The sequence below is a fragment of the Caulobacter sp. BE254 genome (assembly GCF_031457295.1).
Classification (GTDB): domain Bacteria; phylum Pseudomonadota; class Alphaproteobacteria; order Caulobacterales; family Caulobacteraceae; genus Caulobacter.
Genome location: NZ_JAVDWJ010000008.1, coordinates 1 through 15,757, shown reverse-complemented (window position 1 = coordinate 15,757; position 15,757 = coordinate 1). Strand labels below are relative to the sequence as shown.

General features: G+C 68.3%; 12 protein-coding genes and 1 pseudogene. 6 read left to right on the top strand and 7 right to left on the bottom strand.

Annotated features, from left to right (window positions below; translation table 11 throughout):
- Positions 1-6 precede the first annotated feature (6 nt).
- Positions 7-207 carry a DUF1674 domain-containing protein gene (locus J2X41_RS15340; protein ID WP_310082885.1) on the top strand — a complete coding sequence of 67 codons (201 nt, stop codon included), beginning with the start codon at positions 7-9 and terminating at the stop codon, positions 205-207.
- Positions 208-213: 6 nt separating this feature from the next.
- On the opposite strand, the gene J2X41_RS15335 is transcribed toward J2X41_RS15340, so the two are convergent.
- Positions 214-3,327, bottom strand: a complete 3,114-nt coding sequence (locus J2X41_RS15335; RefSeq protein WP_310082884.1) for a GH12 family glycosyl hydrolase domain-containing protein — start codon at positions 3,325-3,327, stop codon at positions 214-216.
- A gap of 418 nt (positions 3,328-3,745) precedes the next feature.
- Positions 3,746-4,447, bottom strand: a complete 702-nt coding sequence (pyrF, locus tag J2X41_RS15330) for an orotidine-5'-phosphate decarboxylase (protein WP_310082883.1) — start codon at positions 4,445-4,447, stop codon at positions 3,746-3,748.
- An 85-nt stretch (positions 4,448-4,532) separates the two neighbouring features.
- Here pyrF and J2X41_RS15325 point away from each other — a divergent pair, with 85 nt between their 5' ends.
- Complete coding sequence (locus tag J2X41_RS15325; protein WP_310082882.1) at positions 4,533-5,228, top strand: MarC family protein; 696 nt, start codon at positions 4,533-4,535, stop codon at positions 5,226-5,228.
- Positions 5,229-5,324: 96 nt separating this feature from the next.
- Here J2X41_RS15325 and J2X41_RS15320 read toward each other — a convergent pair whose 3' ends face one another.
- Positions 5,325-6,125: an SDR family oxidoreductase gene (locus tag J2X41_RS15320; protein ID WP_310082881.1), complete on the bottom strand. Its 801-nt coding sequence runs from the start codon at positions 6,123-6,125 to the stop codon at positions 5,325-5,327.
- 74 nt (positions 6,126-6,199) lie between these two features.
- Here J2X41_RS15320 and J2X41_RS15315 point away from each other — a divergent pair.
- Positions 6,200-6,274 (top strand): annotated as a pseudogene (locus tag J2X41_RS15315) (hypothetical protein); the annotation flags it as partial.
- Positions 6,275-6,367: 93 nt separating this feature from the next.
- Here the strand turns inward: J2X41_RS15315 and J2X41_RS15310 are convergent.
- On the bottom strand, positions 6,368-6,973 hold the full coding sequence (locus J2X41_RS15310) for a flavodoxin family protein (protein WP_028038901.1): 606 nt from the start codon (positions 6,971-6,973) through the stop codon (positions 6,368-6,370).
- A 210-nt stretch (positions 6,974-7,183) separates the two neighbouring features.
- A complete protein-coding gene (locus J2X41_RS15305) occupies positions 7,184-7,621 on the bottom strand; it encodes an Rrf2 family transcriptional regulator (RefSeq protein ID WP_310082880.1) in 438 nt (145 codons plus the stop codon).
- Positions 7,622-7,792: 171 nt separating this feature from the next.
- Between J2X41_RS15305 and J2X41_RS15300 the strand changes: the two genes are divergently transcribed.
- From J2X41_RS15300 to J2X41_RS15290, 3 genes are all read left to right on the top strand, one after another.
- On the top strand, positions 7,793-9,751 hold the full coding sequence (locus J2X41_RS15300; protein ID WP_310082879.1) for a potassium transporter Kup: 1,959 nt from the start codon (positions 7,793-7,795) through the stop codon (positions 9,749-9,751).
- A 1-nt stretch (position 9,752) separates the two neighbouring features.
- Positions 9,753-10,112: a hypothetical protein gene (locus J2X41_RS15295; RefSeq protein ID WP_310082878.1), complete on the top strand. Its 360-nt coding sequence runs from the start codon at positions 9,753-9,755 to the stop codon at positions 10,110-10,112.
- A gap of 122 nt (positions 10,113-10,234) precedes the next feature.
- Positions 10,235-11,464 carry an argininosuccinate synthase gene (locus tag J2X41_RS15290; protein WP_310082877.1) on the top strand — a complete coding sequence of 410 codons (1,230 nt, stop codon included), beginning with the start codon at positions 10,235-10,237 and terminating at the stop codon, positions 11,462-11,464.
- A 111-nt stretch (positions 11,465-11,575) separates the two neighbouring features.
- On the opposite strand, the gene J2X41_RS15285 is transcribed toward J2X41_RS15290, so the two are convergent.
- Together J2X41_RS15285 and J2X41_RS15280 are read right to left on the bottom strand one after the other, a co-directional pair.
- On the bottom strand, positions 11,576-13,144 hold the full coding sequence (locus J2X41_RS15285) for a carboxylesterase family protein (RefSeq protein WP_310082876.1): 1,569 nt from the start codon (positions 13,142-13,144) through the stop codon (positions 11,576-11,578).
- Between the two features lie 176 nt (positions 13,145-13,320).
- Positions 13,321-15,528 (bottom strand): penicillin acylase family protein, encoded by a 2,208-nt coding sequence (locus tag J2X41_RS15280; protein WP_310082875.1) that lies wholly within the window; start codon positions 15,526-15,528, stop codon positions 13,321-13,323.
- Between the last annotated feature and the right edge of the window lie 229 nt (positions 15,529-15,757).

The window sequence follows — 15,757 nt, the reverse complement described above, 5'->3', positions numbered from 1 at the left end:
ACGATCATGTCCGAGACCGACCTGCCGCCCGGCGCGGCGCCCGACAAGCCGCTCACCCCCGCCGCCCGCCGCGCCCTGGAAGAGGCCGCCGCCCGCCGCGCGGCCGACCACGCCGCCACGCTGCCGACCGAGGAAGGCGGCCGCGACGGCCCCGAGCCGACACGGTTCGGCGACTGGGAGCGCAAGGGCGTGGCGGTCGATTTCTAGGCCTGGCTACAGAATGAAATCGCCGTGGACCAGCGAGGTCGTGTTGGCCACCAGGATCGAGAAGTCCGCGACCCCGTCGCCGTTGACATCGGCCTGGACCATCAGGCCCCCGGCGGCAGCGCCGTAGCGAAGCTCGCCGGCCACGTGGTGGAAGGCGCTTTGGCCGATGAAGGCGAACGGGTCATCAAGGCCGCCGACCACCGCGTCGATGGCCGACAGGTCGATGCGGTCGCCCTGGGCGTGCGAGAAGTCGGTGATCTTGTCGACGTCGCCCGGGTTGAAGGCGCCGAACACGAACAGGTCCGAGCCCGCGCCGCCGGTCAGGGTGTCGAAGCCCGCGCCCCCGGCCAGGGTGTCGGCGCCGCTTCCGCCGACCAGCGTGTTGTTGAACGCCGATCCGTTCAGCTTGACCGCCGTGGTGGCCCCCGAGGCGTCGACGTCCTCGAAGCCCGACACATAGGCGGTTCCGCCGATGACCTGGCTGGACGAGAAGTTGCCCAGGTTCACCGTGGCGGCAGTGTTGAGCACCAGGGTGTCGCGACCGGCTCCACCATCGATCACGGTGTCGGCGGCGTCATAGACGATGCGGTCGTCGCCGGCCTCGCCGCGCAGCTGGTCGGCGTCTGCGCCGCCGTCGAGGAAGTCATTGCCCAGTCCGCCCTTGAGGAGGTCGAAGCCCGCTCCGCCCCTCAGGGTGTCGGCGAAGGCTCCGCCCGTCAGGGTGTTGTTGAACTGCGAGCCGGTGACGGTGACCCCGCCGGCCGAGTCCGCGGCGTCGACATCCTCGAAGCCGGAGACATAGGCTGAGCCGCCGGTGACCTGGCTGGACGAGAAGTTTTCCAGATGCACGACGGCCGCCGCCTTGAGGATCAGGGTGTCGCGACCGGCCCCGCCATCGATGACCGTGTCGGCGGCGTCGTAGACGATGCGGTCGTCGCCGGCCTCGCCGCGCAGCTGGTCGGCGTCGGCCCCGCCGTCGAGGAAGTCATTGCCCAGTCCGCCCTTGAGGATGTCGAAGCCCGCTCCGCCCATCAGGGTGTCGGCGAAAGCTCCGCCGGTCAGGGTGTTGTTGAACTGCGAGCCGTTCAGGACGACGGCCCCGGCGGCCGCCGAGGCGTCGACGTCCTCGAAGCCCGCGACATAGGCCGATCCGCCGCTGATCTGGGTGGTCGAGAAGTTGCCCAGGTTCACCGTGGCGGCGGTGTTCAGGATCAGGGTGTCGCGACCGGCCCCGCCGTCGATGACGGTGTCGGCGGCGTCGTAGACGATACGGTCGTCGCCCGCCTCGCCGCGCTGCTGGTCCGAACCGGTCCCGCCGTCGAGCGAGTCGGCGCCCGCGCCGCCGCTCAGGATGTCCGCGCCGCCGCCGCCGGTCAGGAGGTCGGCATAGGCTCCGCCGATCAGCCTGTTGTCGGCGGCCGATCCGGTCAGGACGACGGCGCCGCTGGCGGCCGAGGCGTCGACGTCCTCGAAGCCGGTGACCACGGCGGTTCCACCCGCCACCTGGTTGACCGCGTCGCCAAGATTGACCGTGGCGGCCGCCTTCAGGACCAGGGTGTCATGGCCCGCGCCGCCGCTGATGGCGGCGACCGCGCGGTCGTAGGTGAAGGTGTCGTCGCCGGACAGGTCCAGCGCCTTCTCCGGCGTGGCGACCGGGTCGGGGCTGGCCAGGATCGTCGTCGTGGTCGTACCCGAACCCTCGACGTGCATGACCTTGGTCGAGTCGTCCGTGTTGTGGGCCCGAACGTCGAGGTCCAGGTTGTTGATGGTCAGCGAGCCGGCGCCCGACACGACCTCGGCGCCCAGCTCGACCGAAGCGACGTAGTCCGCCGAGGAGACCAGCTTCAGCCCCTCCAGGGTCTTGAGGATGCTGGCGATGTCGATCTGGCCCTTGGGCGTGTCGGCGTCCAGGACCACGGCGGTGTAGGTCCAGTCGCCGGCCTTGCTGGCGTAGATCTTGCCGGTGACCGAACCGTTGGAATAGGTCCCGACGACCTCCCCCGTGGGATCGAAGCCGCCCTTGTGCACCCAGACCATCACCTCGCTGGTGATGGTGTCGGCGCCGCCGTTGGGCGTGTCGGTCAGCCAGATGTCGAACGAGACGTTGAAGCCGCTGGTGTTGCCCTTGTAGCTGACGTCGTAGTCGGCGGTGAGTTGGCTTAGCGTGCTCACCTGGACCGGGAAGACGCCGCCGATGTCGCTGGCCTTGTGACCGCCGCTCATCGGAGCCGGGCCGAAGATCACTTCGGGATAGGCGCGGATGGTCGGGTAGGGTTCGGTGACGACGGGGAAGGACCAGTTGAAGGTGGTCTTGGCCGTCATGTCCGACGCGCTGTAGGCGCTGTCGATCGCGTAATCCGTCTTGTAGACGAGGTCGCCGGGGTTCCAGACGTTGTTGAGGACGTACCAGCCATGGGCCGTCCAGGCCGCGCCGGGGCCCGTCAGCTGGGAATAGCCGGCGGGAATGGCGGCGGGGTCGGCCTTCAGGCCGAAGTCGTAGGCGGTCAGGCTGGGCAGGGCGACGTCGCGGATCACCAGGGTCTCGCCATTGGCGAAGCCGAGCTTGACGTCCGCGCCGCTCTGGGTGGCCACGGCCTGAAGTTGGGCGAAGGTGCTGACGCCATAGCCGCCCAGTTGGATGACGTCGCTGCCGGGCTTGAAGTTCATGATCGCGTCGGAGCCGTTGCCGGCCGAGACCTTGAACAGGTCCGCGCCCGCGCCGCCGACCAGCACGTCGTCGCCGGCCAGGCCGTTCAGCGTCGCGCCGACGGTCCCAGCTACGATGATGTTGTTGAGGGCGTTGCCGGTTCCCGCCGTCGAGCCGGGGGAGTTCAGCAGCAGGTTCTCGACGTTGGCCGCCAGGGTCACCGGGCCCCAGAACCGGGCGTCGACGGTATCGACGCCTTCGCCGGCCTTCTCGACCACGACCGAGGTGTTGTCCCACAGGTAGTAGGTGTCGTCGCCCGCCCCGCCGATCAGGGTGTCGCCGCCCGAGCCGTGGAACACGTCGTTCTTGCTCGATCCGAGCTGGGTTTCCTTGGCCGAGCTGTTGGCCACCCAGTTGCTGGTCGAGCCCGAGAGCGTCAGCTCGAGCCCCTTGGCGGTGATGTATTTAGGCATGTACCCCTCCGAACACCGGAGGGTCTAGGCTTTTGGCCTGAACGATGAGTAGATCTTCGTGATTAATCTGCAGTTACTGAAGTATAACGTAGCGTTAATACCTGCAACTTGGCCGAAAGTACCCAATTATGCTCGCTTCTGCGAAGTGTATAGATCGAGACTTGCTACGATCTGACTAAACATAGCCGCGAAAAGGCTGGCATAGATCAGTATAGAGGGGCGGTCGCCGGGCTCCGGTTGGGCGTAGGCCAAAAGCAGAGCGCCGCGGACGCAGAGTCCGCGGCGCTCGAACGCCATAGCAGCATGGTCAAGGTTCGGAATTCGCCACGACCTGCTCGGGGCGAAGCGGCCGGCGCGCCATTTTGTCGCGCGGTTCGGACCGCGCCTCGCGGGCGCCGGTTCGAGTCCTGTTTTCGCTTCAGGCCTCCGCCATCTCCGCGACCACCTTCAGCGCCGCCTCGCGCGGGTCGTTGGCCGCGGTGATCGGACGGCCGCAGACCAGGTGGCTGGCGCCGGCCTTCAGGGCGTCGGCCGGGGTGGCGGCGCGGGCCTGGTCGTTCTTGGCCGACCAGAAGGGGCGCACGCCGGGGGTCACCACCAGGAAGTCGGGTCCGGCGATCTCGCGGGCCAGGGCGGCCTCGTGCGGCGAGGAGACGATGCCGTCGACGCCGCAATCCACCGCCTGGCGGATGCGCCGCGCCACCAGGTCGCGGGCCGAGAACGCGTAGCCCAGTTCGATCAGGTCGGCGTCGTTCAAGCTGGTCAGCACGGTGACGGCCAGGATCTTCAGGTCCGAGCCGCCCTTGGCCTTGACGGCGGCCTGCATCACCTGCGGCTCGGCGTGGACGGTCAGCAGGTCGCAGCCGGCCCCGGCCAGCACCCGGGCCGAGCGTTCCACGGTCGCGCCGATGTCGTGCAACTTCCAGTCCAGGAAGATCGACTTGCCCTCGCCCTTCAGGTCGCGGGCCAGGGCCATGCCGTCGGTGGCCAGCAGCTCCAGCCCGATCTTGTAGAACGACACCGCGTCGCCCAGCGTGTCGACCATCGCTCGGGCCTCGGCGACGCTGGGCAGGTCGAGCGGCAGGATCAGGCGCGGATCTGCCAGGAGTTTGGCGGTCATGGGCGTTCCCCGGGGTGTGGCGCGCGGGGTCGCATCGCCCTAAGAAGGGCGCGGATCCGCGCGAATTGAAAGCTAAGCACCCCGAATGAGCCAGGCCGAGCTCGCCGTCAACTTCTTCGTCGCCCTGTTCGCCCTGATCGACCCGATCGGCAACGTGCCGCTGTTCGCCGCCGCGACCCTGGGCGCGGCCGCCGCCGGCCGCCGGATGGTGGCGGTCTATATCGGCCTGTTCGTCGCCGCCTTCCTGATCTTCTTCTACTTCACCGGCGTGTCGCTGCTGGAGTTCTTCGGCATCTCGATGCCGGCTTTCCGCATCGCCGGCGGCATCATCCTGTTCATCCTGGGCCTGGACATGGTGCGCGACGACTTCACCACCATGTTCGCCGACGCCGCCGAGGGAATCGAAGGCCAGTCGGCGCGGGTCTACGCCAAGCAGCGGTTCGAGCGGTTGATCGTGCCGTTCGCCATGCCGCTGCTGATCGGGCCGGGCGCGATCTCGACGGTGATCATCTACGCCAGCGAGGCCAAGGGCTTCGGCCTGGCCGGCATGGCCATCGGCTGCGGGGTGATCGCGGCGGTCGCGGTGGTGCTGGTCGCCACCTTCTGGGCCTCGCCGATCATCAGCCGGGTGCTGGGCCGGATCGGCATGAGCATCGTGGTGCGGGTGCTGGGCCTGATCCTCTGCGCCCTGGCGGTGCAGTTCGTGCTGATCGGCGTGGGCGACGCGACGCGGGGCTTGGTGCGCCAGGACGCCAAGGCGCCGTACGCGGAGCACAAGTAGCGGACGAAACTGGGGACACACACTCGCCGCATGGCGTGGGTGAAACCTCTCGATAGGCTGGGGGCGAGTGTGTGTCCCCACCTTCAGGCGCCGCGTCTAAACCTTCCTGAACCGCGATCCCTGGCTAGCCATCAGGGCCAGGGCCCAGTCGTCGGGGATCAGCTTGGCCAGCACGGCGATGGCCTTGTTGGGCGAGCCGGGCACGCAGATCGCGCGATTGGCCTCGGCCGCCTCGTAGCCGGCGGCGGCCACCTCGTCGGCGCCCAGCCATAGCCAGGCCGGCAAGCTCTGGCTGACCTGGGCGCGGGTGCCGTTGACGTCGTGGAATTCCGAATAGGTGAAGCCCGGGCACAGGGCGCTGACGTGGACGCCGGCGCCTTGCGTCTCCAGGTGCAGGCTCTGGGAGAACTTCACCAGGAAGCTCTTGGTCGCCGCATAGAGGGTGTGGCCGGCCGCGCCGGGGGCCAGGCCGGCCAGGGAGGCGACGTTGACGATCCGGCCGAAGCCGCGCTCGACCATGCCCGGCAGCACCTTGTGGGTCAGGCCGCAGACCGAGACCAGCAGCACCTGCAGGAAAGCGCTCTGGTCGGCCCAGCGGGTCTGGGCGTAGGCGCCGGGCAGGCCGTAGCCGGCGTTGTTGACCAGGGCGTCGACCACCCGGCCCTCGGCCTCGATGGCGGCCAGCACCTGGTCGACGGCGTCGGGCTGAGCCAGGTCGGCGGCGATCGGATAGGCTTCGACGCCGAATCGCAGGCGAATCTCGGCGGCCAGGGCCTCCAGCCGGTCCAGCCGGCGCGCGGTCAGTGCCACGTCGTAGCCGTGGCTGGCATAGATGCGGGCGAAGGCGGCCCCGATGCCGGCGGAGGCGCCGGTGATCAGGGCGAGGCGGCGGGCCATGCGGCGTGTGTCCAGGCAACTGCAAACGTCACCGAGACGAAGCACGACCGCCGGTTTGGTTCAAGCATGCGCGCGGGAGGCCCCCTCCGTCACGGCGCGTATTCGCGCCGCGCCACCTCCCCCGCGACGCGGGTGAGGAGAGGGGGAGGGGGCGCTCGGGCTCAAGCGCCCCCTCGGCGGCGCCGGAGCGCCGCGGGCCCGTCCTTCGGGCTGGGGGATCAGGAAGGACGAGGCTTGTCGTGTTAGGCCGCCTCGCTGAGGGCCGGCTGGGCGCCGCGCGTCCAGCGCACGGCGGCCTCGGCGATGCGGACGCCGAACAGGCGGGCGGTCTCGCGGTCGCCGGCCGGGGGGCTGATCTCGGGCGAGGCGTTGTCCGACTGGCCGGCCAGGCCGATGAACGAGCCGACGCGGTTGAGGGTGTCGGGCCCGCGTTCGGCGGCGGTCACGCCGGGAGGGGCCAGGCCCAGGTTCACCCAGTTCATGCCGTGCTGGGCCGCCAGGATGGTCAGGCTTTCCAGGGCGTGGCCCTTGTCGCCGGCGAAGCTGTGCGAGTTGGTGAAGCCCGCGGCCAGCTTGTCCTTCCAGGCGCCGGTGAAGAACGCCCCGGCGGTGGCGTCGGCGAACACTTTGAACACGCCCGAGACGTCGCCCATGTAGGTCGGGGCGCCGAACACCACGGCGTCGGCCGCGGTGATCTCTTCGATGATCGGCGCGAAGTCCTGGGCGGCGTTGTCGATCTTCAACACCACGGGAGTCTGGCCGGCGTCGCGGACGCCCTCGGCGATCTTGTCGGCCAGGACGGCGGTGTGGCCGTAACCCGAGTGATAAACGATGGCGACCTTGGTCATGGTGGTGAGCCCTAAAAATGTTTCTCGGTCTCGCAACTGAAACCGTGGCGATTACGTATGACGCCCGCCGCGACTTTCCAGGGGATCGGCAACAGATGTTGATGCAGTTATTCTGCAGGCCGCTTCAGCGCGGATAAAAGCGCGGCCGAACAGGCGGCCGCCCACCACCCGTTCGGGTCGCCGATCCAGGAAAACATTGTCGGGGAGCGCCTAGGCCGCGGCCTCGACCGAGGCGCTGTTCAGCAGGTCGGCGACCGAGATCTGCGACAGGCGGTCGGCGACGGCGGTGTCGGCGGCGATCATCGCCCCGCGCACGGCGTCGGGGATCTTCTCGCCGACCGGGCAACCCTTGACGCCCTTGGGGGCGACGCCCAGGTGGGCGCAGCCGTTCACGGCCCGCAGCACGACATCCAGGGTGATGGTCTCGGGCGGCCTGAGCAGCCAGGCCCCGCCGTTGGCGCCGGCCCGCGCGCCGATCAGCCCCGCCTTGCCCAGCATGGCCGTCACGCGACGCACCACGACCGGGTTGGTCGGGACCGAGGCGGCGAGCTCCGCGCTGGCCACGGCGCGGTCGGCCGAAAAGGCGCTCTTGTGCGCCAGATAGGCCAGGGCGTGCGCGGCGACGGGAAATTTCTGACTGTCGGACATTTTTCTATGGCAGGACCCTAAGGGCGTCGCTCGTGCGTTCAACCAAAAACTGTCACCGCGGTTCGGCGGCAGGTCGCGATTGAACCGGGACGTGATTGGGTGTATCGCGCCCCGCTTGATCGATATGGGGCTCCGCACCGCGTTTTGCGAGGGCGACCCCGGAGGGATTGAATGGCTTCCGAAGCCTCTGGCGCCCCCGCTCCCGAAAGCGCCGCCTCATGTGACGTCCCTCCGCAAGCCGGCCATGACCCGAAAGGGCACGGCTTCCTCGCCCTCGCGCTCGGCGCGGTGGGCGTGGTGTTCGGCGACATCGGCACCAGTCCGCTGTACGCCATGCGCGAGGCGCTGGCCCATTCGCGCAGCACCACCGCCACCGAGCACGCCGTGCTGGGCGTGGTGTCGCTGGTGCTGTGGACCCTGACCCTGTTCGTCACGATCAAGTACGTGATCTTCTTCATGCGGGCCGACAACAAGGGCGAGGGCGGCACCTTGGCCTTGATGGCCCTGGCCCAGAGGGCGCTGGGAAAGGTCGGCAACCGGCGCTCGACCGCTGTGTTCTTCCTGGGCGTGATCGGCGCGGCGCTGTTCTACGGCGACGGCATCATCACCCCGGCGATCTCGGTGCTGTCGGCGGTCGAGGGCATGAAGGACGCGCCGCATGTCGGCCACGCCCTGACGCCCTACATCCTGCCGATCTCGGCCGGGATCCTGGTGGCGCTGTTCCTGGTCCAGGCCAAGGGCACCCACCGGATGGCCGCCCTGTTCGGGCCGGTGATGGCCGCCTGGTTCCTGATCCTGGGCGCCCTGGGCCTGTTCCACCTGGTCGACGACCTGTCGATCCTGCGCGCCTTCAATCCCTGGTACGGCGTACGCTTCCTGCTCGAGAACGGCTTCCTGGGCTTCGTGATCCTGGGCAGCGTGTTCCTGGCGGTGACCGGCGCCGAGGCGCTGTACGCCGACATGGGCCATTTCGGCAAAGCCCCGATCCGCGCCGCCTGGCTGTGGCTGGCCTTCCCGTGCCTGGCCCTGAACTATCTGGGCCAGGGCTCTCTGGTGCTGGACCACCCGGCCTCGCGGCACAATCCGTTCTGGGACATGGTGCCGACCTTCGCCTATTGGCCGGTGCTGCTGATGGCCACGGTGGCCACGGTGATCGCCAGCCAAGCGGTGATCACCGGCGCCTTCTCGATGACCCAGCAGGCGGTGCAACTGGGCCTGCTGCCGCGTCTGGACATCAAGCGCACCTCCGAGACCCAGGCCGGCCAGATCTACGTGCCGGCCGTCAACACCTTCCTGCTGGTCGGCGTGCTGATCCTGCTGGTGATGTTCCAGAGCTCGCACAAGCTGGCCAGCGCCTACGGCATCGCCGTGACCGGGGCGATGTTCGTCGACACCCTGCTGGCCTATGTGGTGCTGCGCCTGGTGTGGAAGTGGAACCTCTGGCAGACCGCCGCCCTGCTGATCCCGCTGGCGATGATCGACATGGTGTTCATCGCCTCGAACATGCTGAAGATCCCGGACGGGGCCTGGCTGCCCCTGGCTTTCGGCGCGTTGTTGGTGCTGGTCATGTGGACCTGGACGCGCGGCGCCCAGATCCTGACCGACAAGACCCGCCGCGACAGCGTGCCCCTGGTCGACCTGATGGAGATCCTGCGGGCCCGCGCCCCGCACCGCGCCCCCGGCACGGCGATCTTCCTCACCTCCGACCCGGACATGACCCCGGTCGCCCTGATGCATAACCTCAAGCACAACAAGGTTTTGCACGAGCGCAACGTGATCCTGACCGTCCGCACGGCCGAGACGCCGCGGGTCGCCGACGAGGACCGGGTCCGCACCCAGGCGATCAACGCCGACTTCAAGAAGGTCGAGATCTTCTACGGCTTCATGGAAAGCCCCAACGTGCCCAAGGCTCTGGCCATCCTGCGCAAGCAGCAGGGTCTGAAGTTCGACATCATGGCCACCAGCTTCTTCCTGGGCCGCCGCTCGATCGTGCCGTCGGCCAACAGCGGCATGCCGCTGTGGCAGGACCGAATCTTCATCTTCCTGATGAAGAACGCCACCAACCCCACCGACTTCTTCAAGATCCCGCCCGGCCGCGTGGTCGAGCTGGGCGCCCAGGTGACGGTCTAGGATGAACATCCTCGGCGTCATCGGCGACGTGCTGTGGCTGCTGGCCCTGTCGATCATGGGCGGCGCCTCGCGCATGGCCTGGGGCAAGGTCAAGGACGTGCTGGTGCCGGTGCTGTGGGCGCCTTCGGGCCAGACCGTGTTGCGGGCGCCGCGCGCCGTGGCCCTGGCCTCGCTGCCGACCTTCGCCTTCCTGCTCAGCCTGTGGCTGCTGGTCGAGAGCCGCCGGCCGACCAGTCTGGACGTGGGGATCATCCTGCTGTGCGTGCGCGCCATCGTGGCGGCGATCTTCGCGGTGGTCCACCTGACCCAGGTGCGCCGCGCCCTGAACCAGCTGGCCGCCGAAGGCCAGATCAAGCTCTGACTCCGCCGTTGTCGCGCGGCGCCGTTTCAATCGTCGCGAAACCGCGCTAAACGCCCCGCGACCTTGTGTTTCTCCGGCGGAGAAACACGCTGCGACTTTGTGTTTCTCGGAAGGACCCCGTCATGGCTGGCAAGCCCGTGAAGAAGGTCGTGCTCGCCTATTCGGGCGGCCTCGACACCTCGATCATTCTCAAGTGGCTGCAGACCGAGTACGGGGCGGAGGTCGTCACCTTCACCGCCGACCTGGGGCAGGGCGAGGAGATCGAGCCGGCGCGCGCCAAGGCCCTGGCGGCCGGGGTCAAGCCGGAGAACATCTTCATCGAGGACGTGCGCGAGGAGTTCGTCCGCGACTTCGTGTTCCCGATGTTCCGGGCCAACACGGTCTATGAGGGCCAGTACCTGCTGGGCACCTCGATCGCCCGCCCGCTGATCGCCAAGAAGCAGATCGAGATCGCCCGCAAGACCGGCGCCGACGCCGTCAGCCACGGCGCGACCGGCAAGGGCAACGATCAGGTCCGCTTCGAGCTGGGCTATTACGGCCTGGAGCCCGACATCCATGTGATCGCGCCCTGGCGCGAATGGGACTTCAAGTCCCGCGAAGCCCTGCTGGACTTCGCCGAGAAGCACCAGATCCAGATCGCCAAGGACAAGCGCGGCGAGGCCCCGTTCAGCGTCGACGCCAACCTGCTGCACAGCTCGTCCGAGGGGAAGGTCCTGGAGGACCCGGCGGTCGAGGCTCCCGAGTTCGTCCACATGCGCACGATCGCGCCGGAAGACGCCCCCGACAAGCCGACGGTCATCACCATCGACTTCGAGAAGGGCGACCCCGTCGCCATCGACGGCGTGGCGATGAGCCCGGCGACCCTGCTGACCAAGCTGAACGAGCTGGGCCGCGACAACGGCATCGGCCGGCTGGATCTGGTCGAGAACCGCTTCGTCGGCATGAAGTCGCGCGGCGTCTACGAGACCCCGGGCGGCACGATCCTGCTGGCCGCCCACCGCGGCATCGAGTCGATCACCCTGGACCGCGGCGCCATGCACCTGAAGGACGAGCTGATGCCGAAATACGCATCGCTGGTCTATAACGGCTTCTGGTTCGCCCCCGAGCGCGAGATGCTGCAGGCGGCCATCGACTATAGCCAGGCCAAGGTCACCGGCCAGGTGCGGGTCAAGCTCTACAAGGGCAACGTCTCGGTCATCGGCCGCACCAGCCGCTACAGCCTCTACGACCAGGACTTGGTCACCTTCGAGGAGGGCAAGGTCGCCTACGATCACCGCGACGCCGGCGGCTTCATCAAGCTCAACGCCCTGCGCCTGCGCGTCCTGGCCAAGCGCGACAAGCGCGAAGGCTAGGGTTCACGGCCTTGCGGCACGACAAAGCCCCGCCGGCGACGGCGGGGCTTTTTTGTTGGATCCGCTTTCGACCCAAGTCGGGCGTCAGCAAGCGCCGTTCCCGGCCACGGCCTACTTTCTAGCGGCCGCGGGGGTCGATCGGGTGGGGGGCGTCGTCTCCGCCCGTTGCGAAAAAACCGAGAAATCCGGCAGCGGGTGCGCCTGGAGTTCGGCGTCGTTGCCGATCGGCAGTATGGACGCCCTCGACCCATCGAATGCCGGCCAGGCCGGCAGCCCACCGCCCGTCGGGCTGCCTGTTCGCGCGAACTGAACCACGGTGTCGGCCAGCCGATCCGCCAATCGCCGATCTTCCGCGGTCCAGGATCGCGGGTCCACGGCGAGATTGTCGAACATGTACTGGACGTCGACGCCGTGGCCGGCGCCACAGCCCCAGGAACAGGGCGTCGGCGGTTCCGCCGGACGGTGCGCGAAGTAGTAGACATACGATTTGGAGCGGCCGTATTTCGCCTGCAGGGCGGCCCAGTGCTCCATGCGCCAACCCCACCAGTCGTTGGTCAGTTGGTTGATGGAGGCGGCGGCCTCGGAATCGGTCGCGCCGGGATAGGCGGCCAGCACGCGATCAGACGGCGGATAGCCCAGGAGCTTGGTCATCTGGTCGCGGCGTCCGGCGGAGGTGGACGCACGGGGGTCCAGGTAGAACTCGATCAGGTCCTTGCCTTCCTCGGCGGTCCATCCCACCAGCAGCGGCACGTCGTTCTGACCGCGATCGCGATAGGTGGTGGTCAGGTCCGAGCGCAGCAGGCGCCCGTCCACATAGACGCGTGGCAGCCATGCCTGCTTCTGCAGGTCTTCGACGCTCAGCTTGCGCAGATCCGCCAGACGTTCCGCCCCGACGGCCTTGGCGAAGGCCAGGCCTTTTGCTTCGGCGACCGACTTCTGGTCGAAGCGGTGGTCGTCCTCGGGGTTGATCGGCATCGCATCGTTTCCGCTCTCGGCGATGGCGCGCTGAAACAGGCCCTTGGCCAGGGGAGACGCGACCAGCAGCGCGACCGACTCGCCCCCCGAGGAGTTGCCCATGATCGTCACGCGATCGGGATCCCCGCCGAAGGCCGCGATGTTCGTCTTGACCCAATGCAAGGCCGCGATCTGGTCGAGAATGCCCTGGTTGCCGGACACGTGGTCCGGCGACTCGGCGCTCAGTTCGGGAGACGCATAGAAACCGAATATGCCCAGACGATAGCTGAGGGTGACCACGATGGCCCCGCGCCTCGCCAGGTTGGCGCCGTTCTGCACGGGCACGGCGGCGGCCCCGCTGTCCATGGCGCCGCCGTGGATCCACACGACGACCGGCAGCTTTTCGGCCTTGGCCGGCGCCCATAGGTTCAAATACAGACAGTCTTCGCTTTTGGGGTTTGAAATCCAGGTCGCCGTCTGAGCGCATGCGGGGGAGAATTCCCGCGTCGTCCTTTGCCCCTCCCACGCGACGACGGGTTGCGGCGCGCGCCAGCGGAGGTCGCCCAGGGGCGGCGCCGCGAACGGGATTCCGAAATATTCATTGAGGCCGCTGTCTTGCGATCCCACGATCGCCCCCCCGGTCACCTTCACGGGATGGGTTGCCGGCAAGGCGTAACTGGCGTGAGCCAGGAACAGGCTCAAGAGGCCGGCGGCGGCGGTCCTCATCCCCAAAAGTTTCACGATTTCATCCCCCTGCGGTATCTTTCGGCCACGCTATCGATCGGCGTGCTTTTCTGTTCGCGACTTTTCGATCGAAAACACGTGGCCCACAATACCGACCGGGATTTCATCTTCGATTTCACCGACAGTGTCGACGAAACGCCGGCCTCAAGCCCGGTCCGTCACTTGATCTCGCCCGGCCGATAGGTCCGCTCGACATGGCCGGCCAGCTGGTCCGGATAGAAATAGACCGTCCGCAGGTCGCCCTTCGCATAGCGCTGGACCTGGTCGGCGAAGTGCCTGGAGGCCGGGTCGCCGCTTTCGCCGCCGGCCGACACGGCCAGGGCCTTCACCCTGGGCCCGAACTCGACCACGGCCACGAAGCTGTTGCCGCTGGTCCCGTAATAGGTCTTCGTCCCCGGATAGCGCTTGGCCCCGAACGAGGCCAGCGAGCCCCACTGGCCCGAGGTGAACGGCACGGGGGTCGAGGGCTTGTTGTCGTCGAAGGTCTGGACGATGGCGCCGTCGTTGCGCTGGAAACGGTTGATCCGGCCCCAGGGCGTGCGCCAGTCGCCGAAGTCGGCCGCCAGGCGGTCCGAGGCCTCGGCCAGGGCCGCCAGCTTCTGGGCCGGTGTCGTGCGCCCGGCCATGTAGGCGTAGACCGACACGCCGTCCGCCTTGGCCTGGGCCGCCGACTTCGCCCACAGGGCCTCGCCCCAGAACACCGCCAGCGAGGTCTCGGTCGAGGCCTGCGACCACTTCAGGTCCCAGGCCTTCAGCGCCGCCACCTGCGGTCCCAGCCGCGCCTTGAGCGGATCGCCGTCGGGCGTCTGGTCGTAGGCCCTGGACAGGGTCGGGATCAGGTCGGCGAAGGCGGTCAGGTACGGGTCGTAGGCGGCCTGGATCAGGGTCGGCAGGGTGAAGTCCTTCCGCGCGCTCAGCACCCGCGTGGCGTGAACCCCGCGCGGCGTCTCGCCGACGCTGTCCATGTAGCGCGGGAAGTCTGCTGGCCTGGGGCTGTAAGGACCCGCAGCCGAATAGGGCCAGTTGTTGGTGTTCATCAGCCAGCCGTTGGGCGGGTTCTTTAGGTGCGGCGCCTCGGACAGGGCGTGCAGCCCCTTCCAGTCGGTGGCCGGGTCCGAGCCGTCGACCGGCCTAGTGTAGTCGAAGCGGTCGTCGCGGCGCGGGATGAACTGCGGGTGCAGATAGGCCACCTCGCCCTTGTCGTCGGCGAACAGGGTGTTGTTCGAGGAGTTGGCCTTCAGCTCGGCGACCTTCAGGAAGCTCTTGTAATCGGTCGCCTTGGTGCGCAGGAACGACTGCTCCAGCGCCTCGACCGGCTTGTACATCATGGTGAAGGCGATCCATTTGCCGTCCGCCGCCCGGACGATTGGACCGTGGTGGGTGCGATAGACGGTGAAGGTTCGATGTCCCAGCGCGCCGTCGGCGGTCCTGTAGGCCACCTCGACGGTCGAGGTCGTCACCGGCCGTTCCTCGGCCCCGTACCGGTAGACCAGCTTGCCGTCCTTGCGCTCGACCGTCTCGGCGAACTCGTCCACCACGTCGACGGTGCTGGAGGTGTGCATCCAGCCGGCATGGGCGTTGAAGCCCTGGTAGACGAAGAACTGGCCCCAGGTCGCCGCGCCATAGGCGTTCAGCCCGGCGTCGCTGGTCATCTGCAGTTCGGAGCGGAAGAAGAACGAGGTGTGCGGGTTGATCAGCAGCAGGGCGTGGCCGTCCCGGGTGTTGGACGGGGCGATGGCGAAGCCGTTCGAACCGGTGGGTTCGCGGAATTCCACGGCCTGGGCCAGCTCGCGAGCCTTGACCTGCGCCGAGGCCTGCCGCCGCGGCTGGCCGTAGAAGGCCTCCAGCTCGCCCAGCGAGATCCGCTCGACGTCGCCGCCGATGCTGCCCTCGGTGAAGCTCAGCGCCATCCACGGCTCGAAGTGCGTGATGACCCTCGGCTTCGTTCCCGGATGGGTGGCCAGGTAGAAGTTCAGCCCGTCGGCCCAGGCGTCCATCAGCGCCTTCAGCCAGGCCGGGCTCTGGGCATAGCGGGCTTGCAGGTCGGCGGGATCGACGAACAGCCTCATCCGCAGGTCCTGCCAGATCGCCTTCTCGCCCTCGGCCTCGGCCGTGCGCCCCAGGGCGGTCAGGTAGTTGGCCTCGACGCGGTTGAAGTCGTCCTCGGCCTGGGCGTAAACCATGCCGAACACCGCGTCGGCGTCGCTCCTGCCGTGCACGTGGGCGATCCCCCAGTCGTCGCGGACGATCTGCACCCGGGCGGCGACGGCGCGCTGTCGGACCAGGTCGACGGCGGGCGCGGCGGCCAGGGCGGGCGTCGACAGCGTCCAGCAGGCGACCGTGACCAACAGCAGTTTTGCGAACACGAGAATCTCCGCGCTTGAAGGCGGAAGCGTCGGACGCTCGGCGCCGCTTGTCCAGTTCAGGCCGACGGGCCGCGTGCGAAGGCGGCGGGATCGGCGCAGCTGTTGGCGCGGGCCGCGGCCAGGGCGATGGAAGCCAGGATCACGGGCGGGTCTTCACGCCCCGGTCCCGGCGTCGGCGGCGGGCGCGGGATAGACGCTGACCTGTCGCTGGCCGTCGGGGCCCAGATTG